At 63.5% G+C, this 10442-nt stretch carries 8 protein-coding genes; 2 read left to right on the top strand and 6 right to left on the bottom strand.

Features of this window, described 5'->3' with window-relative positions:
- Nucleotides 1-43: 43 nt before the first annotated feature.
- The 4 genes from BVH03_RS04880 to BVH03_RS04895 are packed head-to-tail and all read right to left on the bottom strand — an operon-like array spanning nt 44 to nt 4729.
- Nucleotides 44-1441 (bottom strand): ABC transporter ATP-binding protein, encoded by a 1398-nt coding sequence (locus BVH03_RS04880; protein WP_075960115.1) that lies wholly within the window; start codon nt 1439-1441, stop codon nt 44-46.
- A complete protein-coding gene (locus BVH03_RS04885) occupies nt 1438-2259 on the bottom strand; it encodes an ABC transporter permease (RefSeq protein ID WP_075960116.1) in 822 nt (273 codons plus the stop codon). Before BVH03_RS04885 ends, BVH03_RS04880 begins: the two co-directional genes overlap by 4 nt.
- Nucleotides 2256-3191, bottom strand: coding sequence for an ABC transporter permease (locus tag BVH03_RS04890; protein ID WP_075960117.1), 936 nt, complete (start codon nt 3189-3191; stop codon nt 2256-2258). The genes BVH03_RS04885 and BVH03_RS04890 overlap by 4 nt, the downstream gene beginning before the upstream one ends.
- Nucleotides 3188-4729, bottom strand: a complete 1542-nt coding sequence (locus BVH03_RS04895) for an ABC transporter substrate-binding protein (RefSeq protein ID WP_075960118.1) — start codon at nt 4727-4729, stop codon at nt 3188-3190. The genes BVH03_RS04890 and BVH03_RS04895 overlap by 4 nt, the downstream gene beginning before the upstream one ends.
- A gap of 356 nt (nt 4730-5085) precedes the next feature.
- Here BVH03_RS04895 and BVH03_RS04900 point away from each other — a divergent pair, with 356 nt between their 5' ends.
- The gene (locus BVH03_RS04900) at nt 5086-6183 is read left to right on the top strand and encodes an acyltransferase family protein (RefSeq protein ID WP_075960119.1); all 1098 of its coding nucleotides are present in this window, start codon (nt 5086-5088) and stop codon (nt 6181-6183) included.
- A 186-nt stretch (nt 6184-6369) separates the two neighbouring features.
- Here the strand turns inward: BVH03_RS04900 and BVH03_RS04910 are convergent, their stop codons facing one another.
- Together BVH03_RS04910 and BVH03_RS04915 are read right to left on the bottom strand one after the other, a co-directional pair.
- The gene (locus tag BVH03_RS04910) at nt 6370-7458 is read right to left on the bottom strand and encodes an anhydro-N-acetylmuramic acid kinase (RefSeq protein ID WP_075960121.1); all 1089 of its coding nucleotides are present in this window, start codon (nt 7456-7458) and stop codon (nt 6370-6372) included.
- A gap of 4 nt (nt 7459-7462) precedes the next feature.
- A complete protein-coding gene (locus tag BVH03_RS04915; protein ID WP_075960122.1) occupies nt 7463-8878 on the bottom strand; it encodes a peptidoglycan DD-metalloendopeptidase family protein in 1416 nt (471 codons plus the stop codon).
- A 212-nt stretch (nt 8879-9090) separates the two neighbouring features.
- Here BVH03_RS04915 and tyrS point away from each other — a divergent pair, with 212 nt between their 5' ends.
- Nucleotides 9091-10290: a tyrosine--tRNA ligase gene (gene tyrS / locus BVH03_RS04920; RefSeq protein ID WP_075960123.1), complete on the top strand. Its 1200-nt coding sequence runs from the start codon at nt 9091-9093 to the stop codon at nt 10288-10290.
- Nucleotides 10291-10442: the final 152 nt, after the last annotated feature.

The following is a 10442-nucleotide window of genomic DNA, read 5'->3' on the forward strand; positions in this document are numbered from 1 at the left end:
GGCGGTTCTGCGGACCTGAAGTGGTCGTGCAGAACCATGCCGATCAGTGCCCCAGACGAATCCGTTGATCCGCCACCGCCTCGATCAGTGCCTCGTCGTGGCTGACCAGCAGCACCGCGGTGCGGCGTTCCCGGGCGGCCTCCACCAGCAGTTCGATCATTTCCTGCTGGGTGATCAGGTCGAGGCGCGAGCTGGGTTCGTCGGCGAAGATGAACACCGGGTCGAGCAGCAGCACGCGCAGCAGGGAAAGGCGCTGCAGCTCGCCGCCGGAAACATTGCCGGGCAGGCGGTCGAGCAGGCCGCGGTCGAGGCGCAGGCGTTGCAATAGCCCGTCGATGCGGCTGGCATCGAGGCGATGCAGCTTGACCAGATCGGCCAGACAGCGGCCCAGCGTGACCGTTGGCGCGAAGGCCGCCACCGGGTCCTGATAGAGCTTCTGGAAGGCCACGCGCGGCGCCTCGCCACGCTTGATCACGCTGCCGCTGCGTGCCTGCATCAGGCCGAGAATGACGTCGCCCAGGGTCGACTTGCCACAGCCCGAGGGACCGGTCACGCCGACCACTTCGCCAGGGTGCGCATCGAACGACAGCCCCTCGAACAGCACCCGCTCGCCGCGCTCCACGGCCAGGTCGTGGACCTGCACCACCGGCTCGTCGCCCAGCGCTGACGGCGCATGGCGCGGCCAGCGCGCCGGATCGGCGTTCAGCAGGCGGCGGGTGTATTCGTGGGTTGGCGCGTCGAGCACCTGCTCGGCGCTGCCGCTCTCGATGACGCGGCCCTTGAGCATGATCATCACCTGGCCACCGAGCCGCCGCGCCACCTCGATGTCGTGGGTGATGATCAACAGCGCGCCGCCTTCGGCAATACCCGCCTGCAGCAGGCCGATCACTTCGCCGATACGCGCGCTGTCGAGACCCTTGGTGGGCTCATCGGCGATCATCACCTTGGCACCGCCAGCGTGGGTGGCGGCGAAGGCCAGGCGTTGGGCCATGCCGCCGGAGAGCTGGAAGGGAAACTTCGTCTCGGCCTGTTCGATGCCCAACTGCGTCAGATCCTGACGGCTTTGTTGACGGGATTCTTGAGCGCTTTTGCCGACCACGCAGCGGTAGGTTTCCGCGACCTGGTCGAGGGCGCGCATGGTCGGATCCAGGCTCAGCCAGGGTTCCTGGGGCAGTACGGCGAGTTCGCGGCCCCAGGCGGCACGACGGCCGCTGGCCTGACCGGGTTCTCGCAGGCCGCCGGCCAGTTCGATCTCGCCGTGGGCGGCGAGGCCCGGTGGCAGGTTGCCGACGATGCCCTGGGCGAACAGGCTCTTGCCCGAGCCGGTTTCGCCGATGATGGTCAGCACCCTGCCAGGCCACAGGTCGATGGACAGGGGCTCGACCAGTTGTGCGGTGGCAGTGCGGATTTCCAGGGCGCGGGTGCTCAGCAGTGGTTTCATGGCTTGCGCCCCCCGGCAATCAGCAGCAATGACAGAACGATGAGAAAGATCACGGTGATCGGCAGGGCGATCACCGACGGCGCTTCGGCAAAGTACGGCAGCAGCTCGGTGATCATCAGCCCCAGCTCGGCGGTCGGCGGCTTGACGCCGACGCTGACGAAGCCTAGGGCGGCGATGGCCATGATCGCCGCGGCCGCGCCAAAGGCGGCGATGGTCATCAGCAGCGGGGCCAGTTCCGGCAACAGGTGACGCCGAATGATATACAGCGGGCCGAAGCCCAGCAGCTGTGAAGCCGCCACCGCCGGGGAGGCCAGCACGGTGCGCGCCAGGGCGCGGGTCATGCGGAAGTATTCGATCCACAGCACCAGAGCCACCGCGCCATACAGAGCGAGAAACGAGCCGGGGTAAATGGCCACGATCAGCAGCACCAGCAGCAGGCCGGGCAGGGCCAGGAACATCTCGGCCAGCAGCCCGAGGCCCTTGTCGACCCAGCCGCCTTTCCAGGCCGCCAGGATGCCCAGCAGCACGCCGGGAATGGCTGCGGTGGCGACGCTGACCAGCGCCAGGCCCAGGGACAGGCGCACGGCAGCGGCCAGGCGGGCGAGCATGTCGCGGCCCAGGTGATCGGTACCCAGCGGGTGTGCGCTGCTCTGGCCTGCGAGAATCGCGCTGTAGTCCTGCTTGGCGATGTCTACGCCCCATAGCAGCGGCACGCCAATGGCGAAGGCGACCAGCGCCGCGAGCAGGGCGAGGCCGATGAGACGGACGGTCGCGCGCGGTGCGGGCGCCGCCTCGGCGATAGCAGTTTCCAGGCTCATGCGGTTCTCCGGCGCGGGTCGATCAGGTGGTTGAGCAGGTCCACGGCGGTATTGAGCAGCACGAACATCAGCCCCATGGCCAACGCGGTACCCTGCACCATGGGCACGTCGCGCTGGACGATGGCGTGAACCAGGCCATGGCCGATGCCCGGCCAGGCGAACAGGGTCTCGACCACCACCACGCCTTCGATCAGGTACACCAACTGCACGCCCAGATAGGTCACTACCGGCACGCCGATATTGCGCAGGCCATGGCGTATGAACACCTGGGCGCCACTCAGCCCTTTGAGGCGGCCGAAGGCGAAGTAGGCGGACGATGCCACCGCCACGGTAGCGTCCCTAGCGACCCGGGAGGAGACCGCCGCGAGCCCCAGCGCCAGGGTCAGTGTCGGCAGGATGGTATGGGTGAAGCTGCCATGGCCGGCCGACGGCAGCACCATCAGCCACACCGAGAAGATCAGCACCAGAATCACCCCGAGCACGAAGTGCGGGATGGCGCGAGTGACCGTGCTGAGCAGCAGCAGGCCGCGGTCCAGCATGCCGCCCGGCCGCAGGCCGGCGAAAATGCCGATGGGCGGGCCGATCAGGAAGGACAGCAACACGGCGCCGACAGCCAGACGTACGGAACTGCCCAGTTCGTGGGCGACCATGTCCATCACCGGCCGGCCGGTGACCAGCGAGTGACCCAGGTCGAGGGTCAGCAGGTCGCCGATCCATGCGGTGAAACGCCACAGTACCGGTTGATCCAGGCCCAGCTCGGCACGCACCGCTTCAGCGGCGGCGCTGTTGACCATGTCATAGCCATAGCGCCCGGCGGCGATGCGGTAGGCCGCATCGCCGGGCAGCAGGCTCATCAGCAGAAAGGTCAGCGCGCCGATCAGCACGGCGACCATCACCGCCTGCAGCAGGCGAAAGCCCAGCAAGCGGATCATGGGCGCCACCGCATGCTGCTCAGGCCGAAGGTGCGCTCGAACGGGTCGATGGCGGCGCCTTCGACCTGCTTGGACACGGCGATGGACTGGCGATACCAGGCGATCGGAATCAACGGTAGGTCTGTCTGTACAAGGGCCATCAGCTCGTTGCGCAATTGCTGTTGCTCGACTGGGTCATTGCTGGCCAGCAGTTTGCTCAGGGCCTGGTCGAACTGCGGGTTGTTCCAGCCCAGGGGACCCCATTCGGCGCCACCGTTGCCGAAGTCGGCCATCAGGGTCAGCAGCGGGTCGGGCACCAGGGCGTAGTTGCGTCCGTACAGGGCCAGTTGCAGAGTGCCGTCGTTATGGGCGGCGGGAACCGCGCTGGCGTTGCCCACGGCAACCTCCACGTCCACGCCCACATCGCGCAGTTGCGCCTGCAGGGCGGTAGCGATCAGCGGCAGTTCCGGGCGGTCGGAATAGGTGAGCAGTTTGAGCTGCAGGCGCTGGCCGTCCTTTTCCAGGATGCCGTCGGCGCCTGGAACCCAGCCCTGGGCCTTGAGCAGCCCGCGGGCCGCCTGCGGGTCGTACTTCAGCGGTGGCAGGCTGGCGTCGTGCCAGGCTGGCACGCTGTCGGCGAACATTTGCGTAGCGTCGGTGCCGGGGGCGCGCAATACGGCGGCGGTGATGCCTTCACGGTTGATCGCCAGGCTCAGGGCCCGGCGCACCTCGACCGGCGCCGTGGCACCGCTGCCGGCGTTCGCCGCCAGCACCAGCACGCGGGGCACCGGGCCCATCAGCACCTGCACGTTGGGATTGCGCTGCAGGCGCGCGATGCTTGGCGGGTCGAGCTGGAACACCAGTTCAGCACCGCCGCTCTCGGCCATCAGCGAGCGGGTTTCGCCACGACCGGCACCCAGGTAGGTGGCCTTCTCGATACTGGGTTTTGTCCCCCAATAGCCGTCGAAGCGCTCGGCGGCGAGGCGCTGCGGCGGCTCCAGCAGGGTCAGTTGATACGGGCCGGTGGCGATGATCTGTGTGACGTTGCCATCGGCGTCATAGGCTGCGCTGGCGAGGATGTTGGTGGACGAATGAGCCAGTAGCGCCGCCAGCGGTTTGAAGGGCTTGCTCAGGGCAATCAGCACATCATTGCCATTGGCACTGATCGCGGTGATCGGCGCGTCACGCAGCATGCCGGGCTTCTTGCGCGCCGCCTCCAGGGCATGGGCGGCGACCGCCGCGGTGAGGTCGCTGCCGTCGTGAAACTTCACGCCCTGGCGGATCGACAGGGTCCATTGCTTGCCGTCATCCGACACACTCCAGCGCTCGGCCAGTGCCGGCAGCGGCTGACCTTTGGCATCGGCCTCGAGCAGGGTTTCGGTGATCTGCATGCGCTGGAAGATGAAGCCGGAGATCGCAGGATCCAGCCCACCGATCTCGAACGGCGCAACCACGTCGAACACGCGATTTTCGGCGCCGACGTGGCCGGATGTCAGCGTCAGCCAGGCGGCGAGGGCACTGGCGAGCAGTGAAAGGCGAGGGCGTTTGCTGAGCAGCATGGGCAGATCCTTGGCAAGTCCGATAGACAGGCAGGAGGCCAGTGCCGCACCGCCCGGTGACAAAAAAGGGCGGACAATATAGTAATGTTATGTTGTATCGTCCAGCGCCGGATCATTCTCGATTGCCGCTACTGGTGCATGCCGGCGGGGATCTCGGGCGATCCTTGTGTTGGGAAACGAAGTAGCTGCTGAGCACGGCGGAGGAAGACGCGCTTATTGAAATCCCATCGCGCTACTGCCGCCAGGCCGCCAATGAACTAGTCGAAGCTCGACGGGCTCAGATGACCGATTCGTCGGCATCCGTTCCCTATCTCTGTGGAAACGCTGTCTCGCTTAGCTAGTACAGAGGACTCAGCATGACCAAGATCACGCCTGAAAAGGATCTGCGAGTAGAGACCATTCGCGGACTGGCGCTGTTTCTGATGGTAGCGGGCCATGTCATCGGCAGTTCGTCCGACCTGGGCATGAAGGTGCCGGACGACTCCGCGCTGCGCTACCTTTACGATTCCCTCGTTTACATTCGCATGCCGTTGTTCACCGCCATCTCGGGCTACGTCTATGCACTGCGTCCGGTGAACACCGGCAGTGACCTCTCGCGCTTCTACAAGGGCAAGTTCAAACGCGTCGGCATACCGCTGCTGACGGTCTCGACGCTGTTCTTCGCCTTGCAGATGATCGTGCCCAACACCAACGACAAGCCGCAGCTGAGCGAGCTCTTCAGCATCTACTTTTTCAGCTACGCGCACTTTTGGTTTTTGCAGGCGATCTTCTGCATCTTCGTGGTGATAGCCCTGCTGGAGAAGGCCGACCTGCTGCTGAGCCTGCGTAATTACGGCCTGGTGTTCGCCGCGGCCCTGGCGGCGTCTTTTACGTCGGAGGGTTTCCCTAATCTGTTGAGTCTCGACCGGGCGGTGGAGTTGTTTCCCTTTTTCCTGCTGGGCCTGGGGCTTTATCGCTTCAGCGAGCAACTGATCACCCGTAGCAGCCTCATCACCATGGCCGCAGCGTTGGTGATCCTGGCGGGGATCGACCAGGCCTACCTGCTCGCGCTGATCGACCTTGGCGAGGCTGACTTGGCCGTGGTCGGCACGGCGTTGGGCCTGGCCGCCATCAGCCTGCTGATCGCCCGGCGTTTCTATTTCACGCCATTGGCCTGGCTGGGCTATTTCTCGTTCGAGATCTACCTGTTCCACGTGTTCGGCACTGCGGGCGCGCGCATCGTGTTGACCAGGCTGCAGGTGGAGGAGCAATGGCTGGTCTTCGCCGTCAGCATGCTGCTGGGGCTGTTCCTGCCGGTGGCGTTCAAGCTGGTGCTGGAGCGGATTGGCCCGCTGCATGTTCTCAGCATGGCCTTCTTCGGCGCCAAGACGCGAGTCAACCGCGCGACCGCGCCGCTGCAGAAGAAAGCTGGCGGCCTTGAAGGTGATGCATCGAGTGTAGATGCTCGGGGCTGACGCCGAGCGCAGCGTTCAGAGCCTTGAGGTGTTTGAGTGCTGCCGCAGCGATTTGAAGCGGCGCGGTGTGAAGCGTTGCATCCTGCGTTTGCCGCCGAAGAGCCGTCTGCTCGTGTTGTTGGGGTTCCAAGGTCTGCGCAAACAAAAACGCCGCGCAAGTGCCCGGCGTTTCATTAGCGCATAGGCTCAGGCCGGGTAGATGGCGCCGAGTATACGCAGGCCTTTGGCCCCGGTGACTTCCGGTCGATTGGCGGGGATGCCGTTCAGGCAGCAGTGGGCCAACCAGGCGAACGCCATGGCCTCCACCCAGTCGGCGGGCACGCCATGGTCGTCGGTGCTGCTCACGTCGGCAGCAGGCAAAAGCGCCTGCAAGCGGGCCAGCAGCTCCTTGTTATGTGCACCGCCGCCGCAGACCAGCAGTTGCCTGCACGTCGGCTGCGCGTTGCGCAACGAGTTCGCGACGCTGATGGCCGTCAGTTCCAGGAGGGTGGCTTGAACGTCTACTGGCTGACAGGCGGGCTGCTGTTCCAGGTGCCGTGTCAGCCAGGGCAGGTTGAACAGCTCGCGCCCGGTGCTTTTCGGTCCGGTGGTCTGGAAGAACGGGTCCGCTAGCAAGGCCTTCAGCAGTTCGGGCTGTACGGTACCGCTGGCAGCCCAGGCGCCATCCTTGTCATAAGCCTGGCCGCGGTGATGGTGAATCCACGCATCCATCAGCACGTTGCCCGGACCGCAATCGAAGCCCTTGGCGGGCTTTCCCTCTTCCAGCAGGCTGAGGTTGCTGAAACCACCCACGTTGAGAATCGCCCGAGCGGAACCGGGGCTGGCGAAAAGCGCCTCATGAAAGGCCGGCACCAGGGGCGCGCCCTGGCCGCCGGCGGCCACGTCGCGACGACGAAAGTCAGCCACCACGGTGATGCCGGTCATTTCGGCCAGCAGGGCAGGGTTGCCGATCTGGATGGTAAAGCCCCGGGCCGGTTCGTGACGCACGGTCTGGCCGTGGCTGCCGATGGCGCGAATGGCGGCGGGTTGCAGGTTCTGCTGGCGCAGCAGGCTGTCGATGCCATCGGCAACCAGCCGCGCCCACGCTTGCTCGGCAAGAGCGGCACGGGCGAGTTCATCCGCACCCGAGCTGCACAAGTCGAGCAATTGCTGGCGAAGCGAGTCGGGCAGGGCTTGGTAATGGTGGGCGAGCAGTCGAGTGCGCTCGCCTTGCTCGACAAGGGCGATGTCCAGCCCGTCGAGACTGGTACCGGACATCACACCGAGATAGAGCATGGGATCAGCGCTTGTTGAGGGCGAGCATGGTGGCCTTTTCCTGATCCATGCGCGCCATGAGCGGTTTGCTCATCTGCAGGAAACGTTGCTTTTCCTGGCGGGCGATCGGATCGGACATCGGCAGCTTCTGGCTCAGCGGATCGACGTGGGTGCCGTTGACCTGGAACTCGTAGTGCAAGTGCGGGCCGGTCGACAGGCCGGTGGTGCCGATATAGCCGATGATCTGGCCCTGCTTCACGCTGCCGCCAGTGCGAACACCTTTGGCGAAACCTTGCATGTGTGCATAGAGCGTGCGGTAGCGGCTGCCATGCTGCAATACGATGGTGTTGCCGTAACCGCCTTTGCGGCCGGCCAGAACCACCTTGCCATCGCCGGCAGCCTTGATCGGCGTACCGCGCGGTGCGGCATAGTCGACGCCTTTGTGAGCGCGGATCTTGTTGAGGATCGGGTGCTTGCGGCCGTTAGAGAAACGCGAGCTGATGCGCGCGAAGTCTACCGGCGTACGAATGAACGCCTTGCGCATACTGTTGCCATCGGCGTCGTAGTAGCTGACGTTGCCCTGCTTGTCGGTATAGCGAACGGCGGTAAAGGTCTTGCCACGATTGGTGAAGCGCGCGGACAGAATGTTGCCGGTGCCGACCGATTTGTCGCCGACCTTCTTGTTCTGGTAGATGACCTCGAACTCGTCGCCTTCACGAATATCCATGGCGAAGTCGATGTCGTAACCGAAGATGTTGGCCAGGTCCATGGTCAGATTGTGGGACAGGCCGGCACGCTTGGCCGCCACGAACAGCGAGCTGTTGATCACCCCGTGGGCGTAGGATTCGTGTACGTCCGGCTTGACCAGCTCACGCTTGAAGTCATAGCCGCTGTCGGTCTTGCTCAGGCTGACGCTTTCCAGGTCGCTGAGCTGGCTGTGCAGGCTTTGCAGCTGGCCATCTTCGCTCAGCTGGAACTGCAGCTCCTGGCCAACCTTGAGGCGAGTCAGCTGCTTGGCTTCTTTGCTGCTGTTGATCACTTCATGCAGGGTGTTGGGGCTCAGGCCCACTTTGCTGAACACCGTGGAGAGCGTGTCGCCATTTTCTACAGCGACCGTCTTGTTATGTGGATCTTCAGGCGGCTGTTCGGCAATTTCCGGCTCTGCGTCGAGCTCGGCATTCTGCGAATCATCGTTGCTTTCTATCTGCGCGAAGGGCGAGTCGACGTCTTCCTGGGCTGCGGCGTCTGCCTGATTGCTGGGCAGGTTCTGCTGAATCTGCTCGGAGCCGTTGTCCATGTCCAGATTCAGGAAGGTCTTCTTGGCTTCTACTTCGCGGGAGGGAAACACCAGGAGTGCAAGGCTTAGGAGGGCTGCGACGCCGCTGGCTGCGATGATGTGTGTCTTGGGGTAGAGCGGCGGCGCTTTAGTTGTAGAGGTCATAAGGGCTGCTTTTTGATGAAGTGAAAAGATGAAGAGGAAAAAGAAGAAACTGATGAATATGCAGTAACTGTATAAAATATAACCAAATCTACCTCGAGGCAACCCCGCAGGTGATAGCCGGCACCTGCAGTGGGCATTGCAGGGCAGAACTTGTCATTTGTTGGCGATCTTGTATGGTTGGAGCCCTTTTGAATCTGGTGGCTGTGAGTCCTATGAAGTCGGTTGAAGAGCAGCTCGCGCTGATCAAGCGCGGTGCAGAAGAAGTCCTTGTTGAAGCGGAGCTGATCGAGAAGCTCAAGCGCGGTGAGCCGCTGCGTATCAAGGCCGGCTTCGACCCGACTGCACCGGACCTGCACCTGGGGCACACCGTGCTTATTAATAAGCTGCGCCAGTTCCAGGATCTGGGGCATCAGGTGATCTTCCTGATCGGCGACTTCACCGGCATGATCGGTGACCCCAGCGGCAAGAGCGCCACGCGCCCGCCGCTGACCCGTGAGCAGGTACTGGAGAACGCCGAGACCTACAAGGCTCAGGTATTCAAGATCCTCGATCCGGCCAAGACCGAGGTTGCCTTCAACTCCACCTGGATCAACGAGCTGACGCCGGCCGACTTCATTCGCCTGGCCTCTCAGTACACCGTGGCGCGCATGCTCGAGCGCGATGACTTCGACAAGCGCTACACCGGCAACCAGCCGATCGCCATCCACGAGTTCCTTTACCCGCTCGTACAGGGCTACGACTCCGTGGCGCTGCGTGCCGATGTCGAACTCGGCGGCACCGATCAGAAATTCAACCTGCTGATGGGCCGCGAGCTGCAGCGCGCCTATGGGCAGTCGTCCCAGTGCGTCGTCACCATGCCGCTGCTCGAAGGGCTGGACGGCGTGAAGAAGATGTCCAAATCCTTAGGCAACTACATCGGTATCCAGGAAGCACCGGGCGTCATGTACAACAAGCTGGTGTCCATGCCGGATGCGCTGATGTGGCGTTACTTCGAATTGCTCAGCTTCCGCACCATGGACGAGATCGAGCAATTCAAGAAAGACGTGGAAGCCGGCGCGAACCCGCGTGATATCAAGATCAAGCTGGCTGAAGAAATCGTCGCGCGTTTCCATGGCGAGGAGGCGGCGGCTAGTGCCCACCGTTCTGCCGGTAACCGCATGAAGGATGGCGAGTTGCCTGAAGACCTGCCAGAGGTCGAGGTGGCCGCTGGCGATGATATGCCGATCGCTGCATTGCTTAATAAAGCAGGTCTGGTGAAGAACGCAGCGGTCGCTCGCGATTTGCTCGGCTCCGGTGGTGTGCGCGTGGATGGCCAGGTGGTCGATCGCAGCTTCGTGTTCAAACTGGGCGCTACCCACGTTTGCCAGGCCGGCAAGAAGGCTTTCGCGCGGGTTACGCTAAAAACTGAATAAAAGCGTAAATAAGGGGTTGACCTGATCTCGTGGGGGCCTATAATGCGCACCACTTCCGGCGCGGCCTGATCTGAAAACTCCTTGTAGATCAACGAGTTAGATTAAAATAAAGGTTGCACGGACGGCGAATTCGAGTAGAATGCGCCGGCATC

The organism is Pseudomonas sp. PA15(2017), from assembly GCF_001945395.1.
In the GTDB taxonomy this organism is placed as follows: domain Bacteria; phylum Pseudomonadota; class Gammaproteobacteria; order Pseudomonadales; family Pseudomonadaceae; genus Aquipseudomonas.

Excerpts from the sequence above, each read along its gene's own strand:
- BVH03_RS04880 (WP_075960115.1), bottom strand. The coding sequence starts at position 1,441 with ATGAAACCACTGCTGAGCACCCGCGCCCTGGAAATCCGCACTGCCACC.
- BVH03_RS04885 (WP_075960116.1), bottom strand. The coding sequence starts at position 2,259 with ATGAGCCTGGAAACTGCTATCGCCGAGGCGGCGCCCGCACCGCGCGCG.
- BVH03_RS04890 (WP_075960117.1), bottom strand. The coding sequence starts at position 3,191 with ATGATCCGCTTGCTGGGCTTTCGCCTGCTGCAGGCGGTGATGGTCGCC.
- BVH03_RS04895 (WP_075960118.1), bottom strand. The coding sequence starts at position 4,729 with ATGCTGCTCAGCAAACGCCCTCGCCTTTCACTGCTCGCCAGTGCCCTC.
- BVH03_RS04900 (WP_075960119.1), top strand. The coding sequence starts at position 5,086 with ATGACCAAGATCACGCCTGAAAAGGATCTGCGAGTAGAGACCATTCGC.
- BVH03_RS04910 (WP_075960121.1), bottom strand. The coding sequence starts at position 7,458 with ATGCTCTATCTCGGTGTGATGTCCGGTACCAGTCTCGACGGGCTGGAC.
- BVH03_RS04915 (WP_075960122.1), bottom strand. The coding sequence starts at position 8,878 with ATGACCTCTACAACTAAAGCGCCGCCGCTCTACCCCAAGACACACATC.
- tyrS (WP_075960123.1), top strand. The coding sequence starts at position 9,091 with ATGAAGTCGGTTGAAGAGCAGCTCGCGCTGATCAAGCGCGGTGCAGAA.